15 protein-coding genes and 1 pseudogene are annotated in these 17,668 nt (G+C 61.0%); 8 read left to right on the top strand and 8 right to left on the bottom strand.

Going from position 1 to position 17,668, the window contains the following annotated elements; all coding sequences use genetic code 11:
• The first annotated feature begins 152 nt into the window (after nucleotides 1-152).
• The 4 genes from ACSSVH_RS23920 to ACSSVH_RS23905 all read left to right on the top strand — a co-directional run bounded on the left by ACSSVH_RS23920 (nucleotide 153) and on the right by ACSSVH_RS23905 (nucleotide 7,267).
• Nucleotides 153-1,958 (top strand): phenylacyl-CoA dehydrogenase, encoded by a 1,806-nt coding sequence (locus ACSSVH_RS23920; RefSeq protein WP_029296902.1) that lies wholly within the window; start codon nucleotides 153-155, stop codon nucleotides 1,956-1,958.
• A gap of 207 nt (nucleotides 1,959-2,165) precedes the next feature.
• Entirely contained in the window at nucleotides 2,166-3,458 is a 1,293-nt protein-coding gene (locus ACSSVH_RS23915) for a GGDEF domain-containing protein (protein WP_169953765.1), read from the top strand.
• A gap of 90 nt (nucleotides 3,459-3,548) precedes the next feature.
• The gene (locus ACSSVH_RS23910; RefSeq protein WP_492633818.1) at nucleotides 3,549-5,333 is read left to right on the top strand and encodes an acyl-CoA dehydrogenase C-terminal domain-containing protein; all 1,785 of its coding nucleotides are present in this window, start codon (nucleotides 3,549-3,551) and stop codon (nucleotides 5,331-5,333) included.
• Between the two features lie 155 nt (nucleotides 5,334-5,488).
• Nucleotides 5,489-7,267: an acyl-CoA dehydrogenase C-terminal domain-containing protein gene (locus ACSSVH_RS23905; RefSeq protein WP_169953767.1), complete on the top strand. Its 1,779-nt coding sequence runs from the start codon at nucleotides 5,489-5,491 to the stop codon at nucleotides 7,265-7,267.
• A gap of 227 nt (nucleotides 7,268-7,494) precedes the next feature.
• On the opposite strand, the gene ACSSVH_RS23900 is transcribed toward ACSSVH_RS23905, so the two are convergent.
• Nucleotides 7,495-8,415 (bottom strand): LysR family transcriptional regulator, encoded by a 921-nt coding sequence (locus tag ACSSVH_RS23900; protein ID WP_169953768.1) that lies wholly within the window; start codon nucleotides 8,413-8,415, stop codon nucleotides 7,495-7,497.
• A 206-nt stretch (nucleotides 8,416-8,621) separates the two neighbouring features.
• Between ACSSVH_RS23900 and ACSSVH_RS23895 the strand changes: the two genes are divergently transcribed.
• The 4 genes and pseudogenes from ACSSVH_RS23895 to ACSSVH_RS23880 all read left to right on the top strand — a co-directional run bounded on the left by ACSSVH_RS23895 (nucleotide 8,622) and on the right by ACSSVH_RS23880 (nucleotide 11,044).
• Nucleotides 8,622-9,893 (top strand): aspartate aminotransferase family protein, encoded by a 1,272-nt coding sequence (locus ACSSVH_RS23895; RefSeq protein WP_169953769.1) that lies wholly within the window; start codon nucleotides 8,622-8,624, stop codon nucleotides 9,891-9,893.
• A 232-nt stretch (nucleotides 9,894-10,125) separates the two neighbouring features.
• Nucleotides 10,126-10,483 (top strand): annotated as a pseudogene (locus ACSSVH_RS23890) (type II toxin-antitoxin system RelE/ParE family toxin).
• Entirely contained in the window at nucleotides 10,467-10,787 is a 321-nt protein-coding gene (locus tag ACSSVH_RS23885; protein ID WP_170042213.1) for a helix-turn-helix domain-containing protein, read from the top strand. Before ACSSVH_RS23890 ends, ACSSVH_RS23885 begins: the two are co-directional and overlap by 17 nt.
• Before the next feature lie 98 nt (nucleotides 10,788-10,885).
• Nucleotides 10,886-11,044, top strand: a complete 159-nt coding sequence (locus tag ACSSVH_RS23880) for a YqaE/Pmp3 family membrane protein (protein WP_010207008.1) — start codon at nucleotides 10,886-10,888, stop codon at nucleotides 11,042-11,044.
• A 5-nt stretch (nucleotides 11,045-11,049) separates the two neighbouring features.
• Here ACSSVH_RS23880 and pqqE read toward each other — a convergent pair whose 3' ends face one another.
• The 7 genes from pqqE to ACSSVH_RS23845 form a co-directional block, all read right to left on the bottom strand.
• A complete protein-coding gene (gene pqqE, locus ACSSVH_RS23875; RefSeq protein ID WP_187699250.1) occupies nucleotides 11,050-12,180 on the bottom strand; it encodes a pyrroloquinoline quinone biosynthesis protein PqqE in 1,131 nt (376 codons plus the stop codon).
• Nucleotides 12,173-12,448, bottom strand: a complete 276-nt coding sequence (gene pqqD, locus ACSSVH_RS23870) for a pyrroloquinoline quinone biosynthesis peptide chaperone PqqD (RefSeq protein ID WP_032858571.1) — start codon at nucleotides 12,446-12,448, stop codon at nucleotides 12,173-12,175. Before pqqD ends, pqqE begins: the two co-directional genes overlap by 8 nt.
• The gene (gene pqqC / locus ACSSVH_RS23865) at nucleotides 12,445-13,197 is read right to left on the bottom strand and encodes a pyrroloquinoline-quinone synthase PqqC (RefSeq protein WP_170057637.1); all 753 of its coding nucleotides are present in this window, start codon (nucleotides 13,195-13,197) and stop codon (nucleotides 12,445-12,447) included. The genes pqqD and pqqC overlap by 4 nt, the downstream gene beginning before the upstream one ends.
• 10 nt (nucleotides 13,198-13,207) lie before the next feature.
• Complete coding sequence (gene pqqB, locus ACSSVH_RS23860) at nucleotides 13,208-14,119, bottom strand: pyrroloquinoline quinone biosynthesis protein PqqB (RefSeq protein WP_169953780.1); 912 nt, start codon at nucleotides 14,117-14,119, stop codon at nucleotides 13,208-13,210.
• A gap of 75 nt (nucleotides 14,120-14,194) precedes the next feature.
• Nucleotides 14,195-14,269, bottom strand: a complete 75-nt coding sequence (gene pqqA / locus ACSSVH_RS23855; RefSeq protein WP_003194766.1) for a pyrroloquinoline quinone precursor peptide PqqA — start codon at nucleotides 14,267-14,269, stop codon at nucleotides 14,195-14,197.
• Between the two features lie 163 nt (nucleotides 14,270-14,432).
• Nucleotides 14,433-16,820 carry a pyrroloquinoline quinone biosynthesis protein PqqF gene (gene pqqF / locus ACSSVH_RS23850; RefSeq protein WP_492633817.1) on the bottom strand — a complete coding sequence of 796 codons (2,388 nt, stop codon included), beginning with the start codon at nucleotides 16,818-16,820 and terminating at the stop codon, nucleotides 14,433-14,435.
• A 50-nt stretch (nucleotides 16,821-16,870) separates the two neighbouring features.
• Complete coding sequence (locus ACSSVH_RS23845; protein WP_492633816.1) at nucleotides 16,871-17,665, bottom strand: carbon-nitrogen hydrolase family protein; 795 nt, start codon at nucleotides 17,663-17,665, stop codon at nucleotides 16,871-16,873.
• Nucleotides 17,666-17,668: the final 3 nt, after the last annotated feature.

Genomic DNA, 17,668 nt, shown 5'->3' with positions numbered 1-17,668 from the left:
GCGCCTGGCGTTGACCTGCGTCATGACAAACGGCAGCCGCTGGGCGCTTGACAAGGATTGGTCGTAAACGTATGTTTCAAACAACTGTTTGACCGCTACAACAAATCCACGCGGTTGTTCATTCCAGGATTCATCAGCAGAGGTTTATCGCTATGCCTGACTACAAGGCCCCCTTGCGTGATATTCGCTTCGTTCGTGACGAACTGCTCGGCTACGAAGCGCACTATCAGAGTCTGCCGGCTTGCCAGGACGCTACCCCAGACATGGTTGACGCCATTCTCGAAGAAGGCGCCAAGTTTTGTGAGCAAGTGCTGGCCCCGTTGAACCGCGTCGGTGACATCGAAGGGTGCACCTGGAGCGAGTCAGGCGTTAAAACCCCTACTGGTTTCAAAGAAGCCTACAAGCAATTCGTCGAAGGCGGCTGGCCGAGCCTGGCCCACGACGTCGCGCACGGCGGCCAAGGCCTGCCGGAATCCCTGGGCCTGGCCGTCAGCGAGATGGTCGGTGAAGCCAACTGGTCGTGGGGCATGTACCCAGGCCTGTCCCATGGCGCGATGAATACCATTTCCGAGCACGGCACCCCCGAGCAGCAAGATGCCTACCTGACCAAACTGGTCTCGGGCGAGTGGACCGGCACCATGTGCCTGACCGAACCGCACTGCGGTACCGACCTGGGCATGCTGCGCACCAAGGCCGAACCTCAGGCCGACGGTTCCTACAAAGTCTCCGGCACCAAGATCTTCATCTCGGCCGGTGAGCACGACATGGCCGACAACATCGTCCACATCGTACTGGCCCGCCTGCCGGATGCTCCGGCTGGCACCAAAGGCATTTCGCTGTTTATCGTGCCTAAGTTCCTGCCCAACGCCGATGGTTCGGTGGGTGAGCGCAACGCGGTGTCCTGTGGTTCCCTGGAACACAAGATGGGCATCCACGGCAACGCCACCTGCGTGATGAACTTCGACGCGGCCACCGGTTACCTGATCGGCCCTGCGAACAAAGGCCTGAACTGCATGTTCACCTTTATGAACACCGCTCGCCTGGGTACCGCGCTGCAAGGCCTGTCCCACGCCGAGATCGGTTTCCAGGGTGGCCTCAAATATGCCCGTGACCGCCTGCAAATGCGCTCCCTGACTGGCCCGAAAGCGCCGGACAAGGCCGCGGACCCGATCATCGTGCACCCTGATGTACGCCGCATGCTGCTGACCATGAAAGCCTTCGCCGAAGGCAACCGTGCGATGGTGTACTTCACCGCCAAGCAAGTGGACATCGTCAAATACGGCACCGATGACGAAGCCAAGAAACAGGCAGATGGCCTGCTGGCGTTCATGACCCCGATCGCCAAGGCGTTCATGACCGAAGTCGGTTTTGAATCCGCCAACCACGGCGTACAGATCTACGGCGGCCACGGCTTCATCGCCGAGTGGGGCATGGAGCAGAACGTTCGCGACAGCCGCATCTCGATGCTGTACGAAGGCACCACCGGCATCCAGGCCCTGGACCTGCTCGGCCGTAAAGTGCTGATGACCCAGGGCGAAGCGCTCAAGGGCTTCACCAAGATCGTGCACAAGTTCTGCCAGGCCAACGAAGGCAACGCAGCGGTCAGCGAGTTCGTCGCACCGCTGGCTGCACTGAACAAGGAATGGGGCGAGTTGACCATGAAGGTCGGCATGGCGGCCATGAAGGACCGTGAAGAAGTCGGTGCCGCCTCCGTGGACTACCTGATGTACTCCGGTTATGCCTGCCTGGCTTACTTCTGGGCCGACATGGCACGCCTGGCTGCCGAAAAACTGGCTGCCGGCACCAGCGAAGAAGGCTTCTACACCGCCAAGCTGCAGACAGCGCGCTTCTACTTCCAGCGCATCCTGCCGCGTACCCGCACCCACGTAGCCACCATGCTGTCGGGCGCCAACAACCTGATGGACATGAAAGAAGAGAACTTCGACCTGGGCTACTAAGCCTAGGCCGGTTCCCTGCCAAGCCGCCGCTCTTTCGGGAGCGGCGGCTTTTTTGTGGGAGGCTGAAAAAACCTGAGCGGCGCGCTCAGGGATTGCTCCTTGCTGCCGTTACAGTGATGGCAATGTGATGCAGGTCACATTGAATGTGCTTAACTGTGAGCAATGAAGGCACTATGCCATCTTTTTTTGTGGGTCGGAGCTTTACCCTTGTCGCGCGCGTCCGCTGTACGTTTCAGTCATTTCCTACCATCGTTGCTGTTATTGCTGGCGGGGTTGTCGGCTGCTTACGTCAAGGACCTCAGCGTTTTCTTCACCTCGCTGTTCAACGTCCTGCCGACCCTGGTGCTGTTGCTGGGCGGTGCCTATTGCGCGGTGTACCGTCGCCAGCGTGAACTGTTCCTGATGGTGACGGTGTACGTCGCCTACTTCCTGCTGGACACCCAGACCGATTTCTATCGTGACCATGGCCGCGTGCGCGAAGACGCCGCCGTGGTGTTCCACCTGGTGTGCCTGCTGTTGCCGCTGCTGTTCAGCATCTATGCCTTGTGGCAGGAGAAAACCCACCTGTTCCGCGACTTTGTCGCACGCTGCGCGGTGCTGCTTGCCGTAGGCAGCGTGGCCCTGGGCCTGGAGCAGAGTTACCCGGGGCCGTTGCTCAACTGGCTGGCGGAGATTCGCTGGCCGGCGCTGCATGGCGCGTGGATGAGCTTGATCCAACTGTCGTACCCGATGTTCCTGCTTGGCTTTGTCGCATTGGCGGCGCAGTACTGGCGCGAGCCTCGGCCGCTGCACGCCGCGCAGTTGGTAGGGTTGCTGGGAATGTTCTGGATGTTGCCGCAGACTTTCATCCTGCCGTTCACCCTGAACATCATGTGCAGCCAGGTGATGTTGATGATTGCTGCGGGTGTGTCCCATGAGGCCTATCAGATGGCCTTTCGCGATGAACTCACCGGCCTGCCGGGACGCCGCGCCCTCAATGAACGCATGCAGCGCCTGGGGCGCAACTATGTGCTGGCGATGAGCGACGTCGACCACTTCAAGCGCTTCAACGACACCCACGGCCACGACGTCGGCGACCAGGTGCTGCGGTTGGTCGCCAGCAAACTGTCGAAAGTCAGCGGCGGTGGCCGGGCCTATCGGTATGGTGGCGAAGAGTTTGCCGTGGTGTTTGCCGGCAAGACCCTGGATGAATGCCTGCCGCACCTGGAAGAAATCCGCGAGATCATTGCCAACTACCACATCAAGTTGCGCAATCAGGACAGTCGCCCCCAGGACGACCACCAAGGTCGCCAGCGCCGTTCGGGCGGCGGCGATTCCAGTGTCTCGGTCACCGTGAGCATCGGCGTCGCCGAGCGCCAGGCCGAGCAGCGCACCCCGGAAGAAGTGCTTAAGTGCGCCGACCAGGCGCTGTACAACGCCAAGGGCGCCGGGCGTAACTGCGTGGTGGCGGCTGGCCAGAACCGCCGTGGCGCGGTGCGCATGCAGGGCGCTGCCGGTTGAGTGATGGTGATGTATTCAGCGCCTGTACAGTGATTGTCCGGGGCCCCTGGCGGCAGTAGGTTTAAACAATCTGCCGCCGGAGACATCACCATGCCTGCCTATAAAGCCCCCCTGCGTGACATGCGCTTTCTGATCGATCACGTGTTTGATTTCCCAGCTCACTACGCTGCCCTGGGGGCCACCGAGGCCAGCCCGGATATGGTCAGCGCGATCCTCGAAGAAGGCGCCAGGTTCTGCGAGAACGTGCTTGCGCCGTTGAACCGTACGGGGGACGAAGAAGGCTGCCATTTCGACAATGGCGTGGTGACCACCCCCAAAGGCTTCAAGGAAGCCTTCGCACAATACGTCGAAGGCGGTTGGCACGGCCTGGCGGCGGACCCGGCCTACGGCGGCCAGGGCCTGCCGTCTTCCCTGGGCTTGGTGCTCAGCGAGATGATCGGCTCCAGCAACACCTCCTGGGGCATGTACCCGGGCCTGACCCACGGCGCCATGTCGGCGATCCATGCCCACGGCACCGCAGAGCAAAAAGACACCTACCTGAGCAAACTCACCGCCGGCCAGTGGACGGGCACCATGTGCCTGACCGAAGCCCATTGCGGCACGGACCTGGGCATCATCAAGACCCGCGCCGTGCCCCAGGCCAATGGCAGCTACGCGGTAACCGGCAGCAAAATCTTCATCTCCGCCGGCGAGCACGACATGAGCGAAAACATCATCCACCTGGTGTTGGCCAAGTTGCCGGATGCGCCTGCTGGCACCAAGGGTATTTCGCTGTTTATCGTGCCCAAGTTCCTCGCCGATTCCGGGGCGCGCAATGGGGTCAGTTGCGGCTCCATCGAACACAAGATGGGGATCAAGGCCTCGGCCACCTGCGTGCTGAATTTCGATGGTGCCGAGGGTTACTTGATTGGCGAGGCCAACAAGGGCCTGAACTGCATGTTCACCATGATGAACCATGCGCGCCTGGGCACGGGCATGCAGGGGCTGTGCCTGGGGGAGGCGAGCTTCCAGGGCGCGATCAAGTACGCCAACGACCGCTTGCAGATGCGCTCCCTGACGGGCGCCAAGGCGCCGGATAAGCCGGCAGATCCGATCATCGTGCACCCCGATGTGCGGCGCATGTTGCTGACCATGAAAGCCTTCAACGAAGGCAACCGCGCCCTGACTTACTTCACCGCGCAACTGCTGGACACCGCGCACCTGGGCGACGACCCGCAGCAACGCCAGGAAGCGGAGGATTTGCTGGCGTTCCTCACGCCGATCTGCAAAGCCTTTATGACCGAAACCGGCCTGGAAGTGACCAACCACGGCATGCAGGTGTTTGGTGGCCACGGTTTTATCCGTGAGTGGGGCATGGAGCAACTGGTGCGCGATTGTCGGATCGCGCCGATCTACGAAGGCACCAACGGTATCCAGGCCCTGGATTTGCTGGGGCGCAAGGTGCTGGGCAGCCAGGGCAAGTTGCTGCTTGGCTTTACCAAAATTGTGCATAAGTTTTGCGCGGCGCATGCCGAGCACCCGCAACTCAAGGCCCAGGTCACGCAGCTCAATGAGCTGAACCAGCAATGGGGCGAATTGACCACCAAGGTCGGCATGGCCGCGATGAAAAACCCCGATGAAGTCGGCGCCGCCGCCCTGGATTACTTGATGTACAGCGGTTACATCATCCACGCCTACCTGTGGTTGCGCATGGCCCTGGTGGCCCAGGCGCAGTTGGATGCGGGCAATGGCGATGGCGATTACGCCCGGGGCAAGCTGGCGACCTGCGAGTTTTATTTCAAGCGCCTGTTACCGCGCACCAGTGCCCATCGCGCGGCGGTGGAAGCGGGCAGTGACTGCCTGATGAGCCTGCCTGCCGAACTGTTCGCCTTGTAGGCGCCGGGTTACCGGCTCCTACAGGGAACGTTGTGACTGAAAAATACTTGTTGGTCACAAGCAGACCCTATGTGTCACAAAAGTTGTTCGGTTACACTCTGGGTCTGTGAAACCGATCCTACCGAATCACTTTTAACGTTCTCACGAGGTTTGCCATGGCTGACTACAAAGCGCCGCTGCGCGATATGCGCTTCGTCCTCAACGAAGTATTCGAGGTTGCCAAGCTGTGGGCGCAACTGCCGGCCCTGGCCGAGACCGTGGATGCTGAAACCGTCGAGGCGATCCTTGAGGAAGCCGGCAAAGTCACCGCCAAGACCATCGCCCCCTTGAGCCGCAGCGGCGACGAAGAAGGTTGCCGCTGGGACAACGGCGTGGTCACTACCCCGGCCGGGTTCCCCGAAGCCTACAAGACCTACGCCGAAGGCGGCTGGGTCGGCGTTGGTGGCGATCCAGCCTACGGTGGCATGGGCATGCCCAAGGCCGTATCGGCCCAGGTCGAAGAAATGATCAACTCCTCGGGGTTGGCGTTTGGCCTGTACCCCATGCTGACGTCCGGCGCCTGCGTGTCGATCAATACCCACGCCAGTGACGAACTCAAAGCCACCTACCTGCCGAATATGTACGCAGGGGTGTGGGCCGGTTCCATGTGCCTGACCGAACCGCATGCTGGCACCGATCTTGGGATTATTCGCACCAAGGCTGAGCCTCAGGCGGACGGTTCCTACAAGGTCAGCGGCACCAAGATCTTCATCACCGGTGGCGAACACGACCTCACCGACAACATCATCCACCTGGTGCTGGCCAAGTTGCCGGACGCCCCGGCCGGTCCCAAGGGCATCTCGTTGTTCCTGGTGCCCAAGTTCATGGTCAATGCCGATGGCAGCCTGGGCGCGCGCAACCCGGTGACCTGTGGCTCGATCGAACACAAGATGGGCATCCAGGCCTCTGCGACCTGTGTGATGAACTTCGACGAAGCCGTTGGCTACCTGGTCGGCGAGCCGAACCGTGGCCTGGCGGCGATGTTCACCATGATGAACTACGAGCGCCTGGGCGTCGGCATCCAGGGGCTGGCGACTGGCGAGCGTTCTTACCAGAACGCTGTTGAGTACGCCCGTGACCGTCTGCAAAGCCGTTCGCCGACCGGCCCCAAGGCCAAGGACAAGATCGCCGACCCGATCATCAACCACCCTGACGTGCGTCGCATGTTGCTGACCATGAAGGCGGCAAACGAAGGCGGCCGGGCGTTCTCCACTTATGTGGCGATGCAACTGGACACCGCCAAGTTCAGCGAAGACGCCGCGACCCGCAAGCGCGCGGATGACCTGGTGGCGCTGCTGACCCCGGTTTCCAAGGCGTTCCTCACCGACCTGGGCCTGGAAACCACCGTGCACGGCCAGCAGATTTTCGGCGGCCATGGTTACATTCGCGAGTGGGGCCAGGAGCAACTGGTGCGTGATGTGCGCATCACCCAGATCTACGAAGGCACCAACGGTATCCAGGCGCTGGACTTGATGGGGCGCAAGATCGTTGGCAGCGGCGGGGCGTTCTACACCCTGTTTGCCGATGAGATCCGCCATTTCATCAGCACTGCCAGCAGCGACCTGGCTGAGTTCACCCAGCCCCTGAGCGCTGCGGTGGACGAGCTCGACACCTTGACCGCCTGGGTGCTGGACCGTGCCAAGACCAACCCGAATGAAATCGGCGCGGCCTCGGTGGAGTATCTGCACGCCTTTGGCTACATGGCCTATGCTTACATGTGGGCGCTGATGGCCAAGGCGGCCTTGGGTAAAGAGGCCCAGGAAGACTTCTACGCCAGCAAATTGGGGACGGCGCGCTTCTACTTTGCCCGCCTGCTGCCGCGCATTAACTCCCTGAGCGCCTCGGTCAAAGCCGGCAGTGAATCGCTGTTCTTGCTGGACGAAGCGCAGTTCTAAGCGGGGGAGGGCGTGTAAGCATTCTCTTACGTGACGTGCTGCTAATCGTCCTCTATCGCCAGATTGGATCCACAGCTAATCTACTTCACATGGACGTCGCGCAGGAAGCGCAAAGCAACAACAGGGACACGTAGGATTCTGCCAGGGTGGCGGAGTGAAATGGATGTCAGGGAAACAGTCTGCAAAGCCCCGCTTCGGCGGGGTTTTCTTATTGCCTGCGAAAAAGTTCAGGCCAGCCCGTCTACTGTGGCCGTCGGCCCATGGGGACCGTTCATCACGTCTTCGAGCAAGGTGCGCAGCAACTCAAGCGTCGCCTGTTGCCGTTGCACATCCCGACACACCAACCCCACCTTCAGCGGCACCCGTGGCTCGCTCAAGGGCTTCCACAACAGCGCTTGGCTGCTGTGTTCGTCCTGGGAGCGGCCAGGCAGTACCGTCGCCAGTTTGGTATGGGGCAGGCTGTCGAGAATCCCCACCATGGTGTTCAGCTCCGCTTGGACCTGTGGTCGGCGCCCCAGATTCGCCAACTGTGCCTGCCAGATCTGCCTGACCTGGAACTCTTCCCCCAACAGCAGCATGGGCAGTTCCGCCGCTTGCTTGAGGGAGACCTTCTTGAATTCACGCAAGGGATGGTCGGATGGGATGACCACTTTCAGTTCATCTTCATACAGCAGCACACCGTGCAAACCGGGCTGGCGTGCCGGCAAGTAACTGATGCCGATGTCCAGCGAGCCGTTGAGCAGGCGGCGTTCGATCTCCAGCCCCGTCAACTCGTAGATCTGCACCACCAGGTGCGGCTGGGCCTTGCGTACCCGTTCCAGCATCTGCGGTACCAGGCTGGTATGCACGGTTTGCAGTACGCCGATGGCCAAGGTACGCAGCGCCTGGCCCTTGAAGTGGCGCAGGGCCTCGACGGCTTGCTGCATGCCATCGAGCAATGGCAGGGCGTGGTTGTACAAGGTGTGGGCAGCCAGGGTCGGCAATAGGCGTTTGCTGCTGCGCTCGAACAGGCTCACGTCGAGGTTCTGCTCCAGCTGGCGGATTTGCTGTGACAAGGCCGGCTGGGAGATCGACAGGCGCTCTGCAGCCCGGCCGACATGGCCTTCCTCGTACACCGCGACGAAATAACGCAGTTGCTTGAAATCCATAAGTAACACTTATCGAAAAAGCTGGAAAATCGAAATGGCTGTACGCCCCCAAGGCGCCTAGTCTAGCGCCTATTCACAGGGCTTACAGGGCCAAGAAGCGAGATGAATACCGTTTACAGCGATGGTGTTTACATAGGCAAGGCAAAAAACGACGTGACGGGCTTGCGCCAATCCAGGGTTGCCAACAACCTGCGGGGTGTGCAGGCATGAACCTGTTCAACCTGCGACGCCCGGCACCGAGCCTGGATGATCTGTTACTGGACGCGAAAACCCCGATGCTGCGTGATGAGCTTTCCAGCCAATCACTGATGCCCACCGTGGCCCGTCCGCCACAGGTTTTCGTACGCGGCCAGGGATCCTGGCTATGGGACAGTGAAGACCGTGCCTACCTGGACTTTACCCAAGGCGGTGCTGCCAACAGCCTTGGCCACAGCCCTTCGGTATTGGTGCGCGCGTTGGCCGACCAGGCGCAGGCGCTGATCAACCCTGGCAGCGGCCTGCACAACCGCAGCCAACTGAACCTGGTGGACCGCCTGTGCCACAGCACCGGCAGCGACCAGGCCTACCTGCTCAACAGCGGTGCGGAAGCCTGCGAGGCGGCCATCAAGTTGGCGCGCAAATGGGGCCAACTGCATCGCAGCGGCGCCTATCGCATCATCACTGCCAGCAACGCTTGTCATGGTCGCAGCCTGTCTACACTGGCGGCCTCTGGCGACAATCGTTTCGAGCCGCAACTGCCGGGCTTCTGCCACGTACCGTTCAACGACCTGCCAGCCCTGCATGCCGCAGTCGATGCGCACACCGTGGCGATCATGCTGGAGCCGATCCAGAGCGACGCCGGCGTCATTCCGGCCACCGAGCATTACCTCAAGGGCGTGGAGCGGCTGTGCCGGGAGCTGGGCATCCTGCTGATCCTCGACGAAGTGCAGACCGGCATGGGCCGTTGCGCCACCTTGCTGGCCGAACAACACTACGGCGTGCGCGCCGATATCGTCACCCTGGGCAAAGGCCTGGGCGGCGGAGTGCCATTGGCGGCGTTGCTGGCTCGCGGCAAGGCCTGCTGCTTTGAGCTGGGCGAGCTGGAAGGTACCCATCACGGCAATGCCCTGATGGCCGCTGCCGGCGTCGCCGTGCTCGATAGCGTGCTGGGTCACGGCTTCCTCGAACACGTGCGTGATACCGGCCAATACCTGGGCGAAGGCCTGGCGCGCCTTGCCCACCGCTATGGCCAGGGCGAACTGCGGGGCCAGGGCCTTTTGTTGGGCCTGGGCTTGTCAGATGATTCGGCAGATGCGGTGGTAAAGGCGGCACTGTATGAAGGTCTTATCCTCAATGCCCCTCAACCCGACTGCCTGCGCTTTACCCCGGCGCTGACGGTGAGCAAGAGCAATATTGACGAAATGCTGCTGCGTCTGGCCCGCGCTTTTTCCCGTGTGCATACCACCCAACTGCAGTGCCGCAAGGGCATTGCTGTTTAACCTTTATTCCTGAACCGTCTCGCGTTATACGCGGCGCCTCCAGCCTGATTTTTTTGGTTGGGGGCGTTTTTTTGTGTGTAATTTTTGGATTGAAAAGGAGGCTTGAGCCTCATCGAAATAAATGGCTTTTTAGCGGGCACCGGCAGGGAGTGCCGGTAGGGCGCAAGGATTTTTGTATGCGCTCTTTCTAATCTGTACCACTGGGTGGTATGTTTATGAGGAATGGATGCCTATGAAACTCAGGCTGTTCAAAAGCCGGCATTTTGCTGAGGCTGCCCGCAAAGCCTGGATCGGTGATATGGAATTGGGCGAGGCATTTGGCCAAATGCTCAGGGGGCAGGCGGATAATTTGGGCGGTGGAGTTTGGAAGAAACGCCTCAATCACAACCGTCATCGTCCTGGCGAAGGGCAGGCATTACTGGGTTTATCAGTTTCTGTTCGCCAAACAAGACCAGAGCAATATCAGCCTCAAAGAATTGGCTGGGTTTAGGGCATTGGCAAAGGCCTATGAGGGCTTAAACGAAATACAGATCCAGCAGTTACTGGATCTCAGGGAGTTTGTGGAGAAACATCATGAGCAAAAAATATGAAAGTGAAGCACTGGAGTCCATCCACCAATCGGCCAGCGCGCTGCATTCGATCGGCGCCATCAGCAAGACCACCCTTCGTGAGTTTGATGAGATGTGCATTGCGCCTGTGCCGGCGCAGATACCTGCCGACCAGATCAAGCAACTGCGCGAGCGCAGTCATGTCAGCCAACCGGTGTTCGCCCGTTACCTGAACACCAGTGCGTCGACAATCAAGCAATGGGAATCCGGCGAGAAGCAGCCCAGCGGCATGGCGCTCAAGTTGCTGAGCATCGTGCAAAAGCACGGGTTGGAGATCCTCGCCTGAGGAGGATGGCCCGGTGCCAGATTCCACTGAACCCTCACGCGCGGCCAGGGTCGATTAGCTGTACGGCTCACACGAGCCGATTTTTCGGAGCTGAACCCATGGATATCATTCGTATCATCATCGCCATCCTGTTGCCGCCATTGGGTGTGTTCCTGCAAGTGGGCTTCGCCGGCGCGTTCTGGCTGAATATCCTGCTGACCTTGTGCGGTTACTTCCCGGGCATCATTCACGCGGTATACATCATCGCCAAGCGCTGAAACCTTCAGCCTTTTGCGATCAGCCGGGAGTTTCGCTCATTGCGAAAAGCCAGTTGCTCGATAGTCTGCGTGGCGTGCTCGGCTTCGAGTCGGGCATCGAGGATGATCCCGTGATCGGCGGATTTGCTGCATACCGGGTCGGCGTTGCTGGCGTCGCCAGTCAGCATGAAAGCCTGGCAGCGGCAGCCGCCGAAGTCCTTTTCCTTCTCGTCGCACGAGCGGCACGGCTCGGGCATCCAGTCGTAGCCGCGAAAGCGGTTGAAACCAAACGAGTCGTACCAGATGTGCTGCATGCTGTGGTCGCGCACATTGGGAAACTGCACCGGCATCTGTCGGGCGCCGTGACAAGGTAGGGCGGTGCCGTCTGGTGTGACTGTCAGAAAGATACTACCCCAGCCATTCATACAGGCTTTCGGGCGTTCCTCGTAGTAGTCCGGCGTGACAAAGATCAGCTTGCAGGGGTGACCTTCGGCTTGCAGCTTGGCGCGGTATTCGTTGGTGATGCGCTCGGCGCGGGTCAGTTGTGCCTGGGTTGGCAGCAGGCCGACGCGGTTGAGCTGGGCCCAGCCATAGAACTGGCAGGTGGCGAGCTCGACAAAGTCCGCCTCAAGGGCAATACACAGTTCGATGATGCGGTCGATCTTGTCGATATTGTGTCGATGAGTGACGAAGTTCAGCACCATCGGATAACCATGAGCTTTGACCGCCCGGGCCATTTCCAGCTTCTGTGCGAAGGCCTTTTTGGAGCCGGCCAGCAGGTTGTTCACCTGCTCGTCGCTGGCCTGGAAACTGATCTGGATATGGTCCAGGCCAGCCTTTTTGAAGTCGCTGATCTTCTGCTCGGTCAGGCCGATGCCGGAGGTGATCAGGTTGGTATAGAACCCCAGCTTGCGGGCTTCGCCGATCAGTTCGGCAAGATCCTGGCGCACCAGCGGCTCACCGCCGGAAAACCCCAGTTGTGCCGCACCCATCTCCCGGGCCTCGCGAAACACCTTGATCCACTGTTCGGTGCTCAGCTCCTTGCCTTGTTCGGCGAAGTCCAGCGGGTTGGAGCAATACGGGCACTGCAGCGGGCAGCGGTAGGTCAGCTCGGCAAGTAACCATAGCGGCAGGCCAATCTCGGGCTTTTCAGGCAAGTTCGATCCAGTGCTCTGCACGTGCGACCTCCATGAATTGCTCGATGTCTTCACCGAGTTCGGGCACGCCGGGGAATTGCTGCTCCAGCTCGCCAATGATCGCTGCCACGCTGCGCTCACCGTCGATCAAGCCACCAATCAACGCAGCACTGTCGTTGAGCTTGATCATGCCTTCGGGGTACAGCAACACATGGCCTTTCTGCGCCGGCTCGTACTGGTAGCGATAGCCCTGGCGCCACGTCGGCTTTTTGCTGCGGTCAAAACTCATAGGGTGATCCCTTTATGCCAGACCCGCTGCGCGGTCACGCTGTGATAAGGCGGGCGGTTCAGTTCGTAGGCCATGCTCATGGCATCGAGCATGCTCCAAAGGATGTCCAGTTTGAACTGGAGAATCTCCAGCATCCGCTCCTGGCCGGCGCGGGTGGTGTAGTGCGCAAGCGTGATCGCCAGCCCCTGCTCTACATCACGTCGGGCCTGGCCCAGGCGGGTGCGGAAATACTCGTAGCCGGCAGGGTCGATCCATGGGTAATGCTGGGGCCAGCTGTCGAGGCGCGACTGGTGGATCTGCGGGGCGAACAGCTCGGTCAGCGAACTGCTGGCGGCTTCCTGCCAACTGGCCCGGCGGGCGAAATTGACGTAGGCATCGACGGCAAACCGCACGCCGGGCAGCACCAGTTCCTGGGAGCGCAGTTGATCCGGGTCCAGGCCTACGGCCTGGCCCAGGCGCAGCCAGGCTTCGATACCGCCGTCTTCGCCGGGGGCGCCATCATGGTCGAGCAGGCGCTGGATCCATTCGCGGCGGATTTCCCGGTCCGGGCAGTTGGCCAGGATCGCGGCGTCTTTCAGCGGAATGTTCACCTGGTAGTAGAACCGGTTGGCGACCCAGCCCTGGATCTGCTCGCGGGTGGCCCGGCCTTCATACATCGCCACATGGTAGGGGTGATGGATATGGTAGAAGGCGCCCTTGGCCCGCAAGGCCTGTTCAAAGTCGGCGGGGTTCAGCGGTGTATCGGTCATTGGGGCTCTCCTACAGTTCAATGCTCATGCCGTCGTAGGCTACTTCTACATTGCGCCGCGCCAACTCGGCTCGCTCGGCAGAGTCTTCGTCGAGGATCGGGTTGGTGTTGTTGATGTGGATAAGCACCTTGCGCTGCTTGGGCAGTTGCTCCAGTACCTCCAGCATGCCGCCGGGGCCGTTCTGTGCCAGGTGGCCCATTTCGCGGCCGGTACGGGTGCCGACGCCACGGCGCTGCATTTCATCGTCATCCCACATCGTGCCATCCACCAACAGGCAGTCGCTGCCGGCCATGATCTCCAAGAGCGGCGCGTCTACCTTGCCCAGGCCGGGGGCGTAGAACAGTTTGCCGCCGGTGCGCAGGTCTTCGACGATCAGGCCGATATTGTCACCGGGGTGCGGGTCGAACCGATGGGGCGAGTAGGGCGGCGCGGCACTGCGCAGAGGCAGCGGGGTGAAGCGCAGGTTGGGGCAGGCGGGAATAGTGAAGCTGGCATCCAGCTCGATGCGCTGCCAATCGAGGCCGCCATTCCAGTGAGTCAACATGGTGAACAGCGGGAATCCGGTGCTCAGGTCTTCGTGGACCATGTCGGTGCACCACACCTGGTGCGGGCAGCCTTCGCGCAAGCTGAGCAGGCCGGTGGTGTGGTCGATCTGGCTGTCCATCAAGATGATTGCGCTGATCCCGGTATCGCGCAGTGCTCGGCCCGGTTGCATCGGCGCAAAACCTTGCAGTTGCGCGCGGATATCCGGCGAGGCGTTGCATAACACCCAGTTCACGCCATCGTCGGACAGGGCGATGGACGATTGGGTTCGTGCCTGGGCCCGCAGGCTGCCGTCGCGAAAGCCGGCGCAGTTCACGCAGTTGCAGTTCCACTGCGGGAAACCGCCACCGGCCGCCGAACCTAGAATCTGGACAAACATCGCCGCTCCTTCACACAAGACTCAAAATAAAAACGCCCCGGCGAGCCGAGGCGTTGCATTGCAATACAAAAGCACTCAGCGGCTGGCGAAGTACATGGTGACTTCAAAACCGATACGCAGATCAGTGTAAGCAGGTTTGGACCAAGTCATATTCATACTCCTACGAAGGGATGGGACGTTTACTACCAAGTAATACATATAGTCCACCTCCAAGCGGAGATGTTCAGATGCGTGGCGGAATATTACTCATTTCTCGTCAAGCTAGCGCTGTCTTGGTGGAAAAAGCCTGTTGCAGCATCGGCAACGATCAGAATCATATCTGCCAGTCATCGCTCACCGCCGCACCATTGGCCAGGCAGTGCCAGCCGCCGGCGGCTTGCTCGAGTCGCTGCGCCGCATCCACCAGGTTCTGCCGGTTGCGCGCCTGGATCATCTGTTGCAGTTGCTCAAGATAGTCCGCGCCACGCCCCGCCAAATGCGCCTGCCAGAGCAACTCCGCGGCTTGGGCGGTGGGCAGTGTTTGTGGCGAGAACTGCTGGGCCAGGGTGGTGTTGCCCAAGTCGTTACTCCCACCGATCAACGCTGGCAGTTGCTTGAGAAAGACCTGGATGTGCTCGAACAGGCCCGCAAGCGCGACACTGGGTGACTGCACGCCAAACAGCAGGCCGGTTTGCCCATTGAACTGTCGGATGCCACTGAATACTGCGTAGCCCACTTGTAACTCGACACGTAGGCGTTGGTAAAACGGGGTTTGCGCCAGGTGAGCGAGCAACCGCCAGTCGGCCTCGTCGGTGAGGGACTGGCTGGGTGTCGGGCAAAACAGCAGCAAGGCGTCTTCGTCGCCATCGGTTGCTACGGTGTGCCAGCGATGCGGGCCGTTGATGGGCTGGGCTTTGTGTTCACTGTCGGCACAGTGCCCGGGTAGGCGCGCCGCCGCGCTTTTGATGGCCATTTCGCACGCAGCCGGCAGGCCCATGCCCAAGCCTTGCCAGCGGGCGGTGGCCCAACGGTCAGGTGGCGCGGTGACGTCAGCGATGTCGGCAAAGCAGGCCGGCAATGCCTTGAGCAGCTCGCGAATGGCCATCTGCGGCGCCGGCCTGGCGAGTGCGTCCTGCCAAAGGTCGGCGTCAGGCTGGGTCAGGTCGCGTGCCAGTTGCTCGACGATAGTGGGCATGGGTTCATGCAGCCCGCTCATTTTCAGCAGCCAGGCATTGCCTACGGCTTCCCAGGACACTTGCACCCCGGCCTGACGGGCATTGGTTTGCAGTGTTTGCAGGCTGTTGCCCAAGCCATGCGCGGGCGAATCCAGTTGCCAGCGCAGGTAGAGAGCGCCTTCGTCGCTATCGGCCGGCAATGCTGGGCTGAACGACAGGCCTGGCAGCTCGCGCCGGCCACGGGAGCGATCCTGGGCGAAGGTGCGCAAGCCCCGATGGGCGCTGGTCTGCCCGCGAATCAGCCCGGGGCGGTGTTCCTGGGGTGACCGTTGCAGGAATGGGTTGCCTGGCGGGAGCTGCCAGGCCTGTTGCGCGGGCGACGGTTGCAGTGCAATCAGCATGGCCTTGAGGGCTTGGCAGTGCGGCTCGGACAACTGAGTTTGAAGGTTCTCACTGTCCTGACGGGCCAGGCCCAAGGCGCCACTGATTTGCTGTTGGCGGTCGATCAGCCGGGCATATTCTTCGCGCAGCGCAGCCCAGTCGCTGTGGGCGAAAAAGCTTAACCAGTCGTTCAATAGTGCTTCGATTGCCGGGACTTGTTGTGAACCCTTGGGCCCCAGGGTGAACTCGATATCCAGCAGCGCCTGCCCGGCGAACTGGTACGGCACCCTGGCGTGCAGCGCGCTTACCCAGCCACGGGTTTTCAACTCGGCCAGCAAACCACCAGGTGCCTGCGCATTCAGCCAGGTGCAGAGGAAGTCCAAGGCTTCGCGGGGCGCGTTGCAGGCGATGAGGTGGTGCAGATGCTGTTTATCCAGGTATTGATAGCGCTGTTTATCGCTGTCCATCAACGCCGGCGGTGCCTGCTGCGGGCGCAGCGGGCCAGCGCGCAGGCGATCGCCAAAGTGCTGGGCCAAGGCTTGCAGCTCCTCAAGCGATTGCGGTCCGGCAAGGCTCAGGGTCATTTGTCCTGTGTGATAGAAGTCTTGATAAAACCCCAGCAAACCTTGTTGGAAGTCCTCGTGTGGCACCGGCAGGCTGTCGCGATTGCCCGCATGAAAACCCCGCAGTGGATGTGCGGCAGCGAGGCCTTCGAAGATCGCCACTTGATGCTGTGCCTCGGCATCCTGGGCCCAGGCGACAAACTCTGCCTGTAACACCTCACGCTCGCGCAACTGATCGTCCATCGCCAGGCGCGGGTGAGCGAGCATATCCACCAGACGCTGCAGCGCGTCGCCAAACACTGGGGTGGGCACTTCGAAGAAGAAGTCGGTGGTGCGTTCGCGGGTGCTGGCGTTGACCTGCCCACCGTGGCGTTGCACGTAGGCCATCAAACCGTCAGGTGCAGGAAAAGCCTCGGTGCCGAGAAACAGCAGGTGCTCCAGAAAATGCGCCAGCCCCGGCCAGGCCAACGGCACATCATGGCTGCCGGCCGCTACCCGCAGGGCCGCGGCACAGCGCTTGAGACGTGGGGCGTGACGCAGGGAAACGCGCAGGCCATTGGCCAGGGTCAGTTGCAGGTGATGAGGGTGGGCCGGCACAGGCATGAGCACTTCCAGAACGTAGGAAGTGCCTATGCTAGCGCAAAGCGCGGTGGTCAGTGCTTGTGCAGCGCGGCATAAAGCTCGGGGCGCCGGTCTGCGAGGTAGTGATTGGCCGCTTGTGCGTCACGTATCAGCTGACGGTCGAGGGTAGCGACGATCAGCGCTTCATCCAGGCCGGCCTGGGCGACACGCTGGCCATTCGGCGCGGCGATGCTGCTTTGCCCGCAATACTGGATCTGGTCTTCATGCCCACAGTAGTTGGCGTAGGCCACATAGCACTGGTTTTCAAAGGCCCGTGCCCGCACGGTGACGTCCGCGACGAAGTCGAAGGGCACCATGTTGGCCGTCGGTACCAGGATCAACTCGGCACCGGCCAGGGCCAGGCGCCGGGTGTTTTCCGGGAACTCCAGGTCGTAACAGATGAGGAACCCCAGCTTCCAGCCGTTCAATTCGACGATAGGGAACTCGTCGCCGCCGGCGCTGAACATCGAGTGATCGAGATCGCCGAACAGGTGCGTCTTGCGGTAGTTGCACCGGCGCTGGCCAGTGACATCGATCAGTTGCACAGAGTTGTAGATCTGCCCGTCCTCGGCCCGCTCCGGGTAGCCATAAAGAATCGCCAGGCCCGCATTGCGCGCCAGTTCGGCAATGGTTTGCGCCGCCGGTCCATCCTGCGCCTCGGCCAGCGCGCCCACCGCTTCAGCACCAATGTTGTAGCCGGTGAGGAACATTTCCGGCAGCACCAACAGGTCTGCATCGCCCGCTTCATGGGCGACGTGGTGCAGGCGCTTGAGATTGCCGGCTACATCCAGTGGCAATGGCGGGCATTGGTACAGGGCGACACGCATGGC

This window comes from Pseudomonas sp. HC1(2025), assembly GCF_058742075.1.
This window is presented reverse-complemented; position numbering and strand designations above follow the sequence as displayed.

Bases quoted from the DNA above. Each gene is read 5' to 3' on its own strand.
- ACSSVH_RS23920 (WP_029296902.1), top strand. From the start codon at position 153: ATGCCTGACTACAAGGCCCCCTTGCGTGATATTCGCTTCGTTCGTGAC.
- ACSSVH_RS23910 (WP_492633818.1), top strand. From the start codon at position 3,549: ATGCCTGCCTATAAAGCCCCCCTGCGTGACATGCGCTTTCTGATCGAT.
- ACSSVH_RS23905 (WP_169953767.1), top strand. From the start codon at position 5,489: ATGGCTGACTACAAAGCGCCGCTGCGCGATATGCGCTTCGTCCTCAAC.
- ACSSVH_RS23900 (WP_169953768.1), bottom strand. From the start codon at position 8,415: ATGGATTTCAAGCAACTGCGTTATTTCGTCGCGGTGTACGAGGAAGGC.
- ACSSVH_RS23895 (WP_169953769.1), top strand. From the start codon at position 8,622: ATGAACCTGTTCAACCTGCGACGCCCGGCACCGAGCCTGGATGATCTG.
- ACSSVH_RS23885 (WP_170042213.1), top strand. From the start codon at position 10,467: ATGAGCAAAAAATATGAAAGTGAAGCACTGGAGTCCATCCACCAATCG.
- ACSSVH_RS23880 (WP_010207008.1), top strand. From the start codon at position 10,886: ATGGATATCATTCGTATCATCATCGCCATCCTGTTGCCGCCATTGGGT.
- pqqD (WP_032858571.1), bottom strand. From the start codon at position 12,448: ATGAGTTTTGACCGCAGCAAAAAGCCGACGTGGCGCCAGGGCTATCGC.
- pqqC (WP_170057637.1), bottom strand. From the start codon at position 13,197: ATGACCGATACACCGCTGAACCCCGCCGACTTTGAACAGGCCTTGCGG.
- pqqB (WP_169953780.1), bottom strand. From the start codon at position 14,119: ATGTTTGTCCAGATTCTAGGTTCGGCGGCCGGTGGCGGTTTCCCGCAG.
- pqqF (WP_492633817.1), bottom strand. From the start codon at position 16,820: ATGCCTGTGCCGGCCCACCCTCATCACCTGCAACTGACCCTGGCCAAT.
- ACSSVH_RS23845 (WP_492633816.1), bottom strand. From the start codon at position 17,665: ATGCGTGTCGCCCTGTACCAATGCCCGCCATTGCCACTGGATGTAGCC.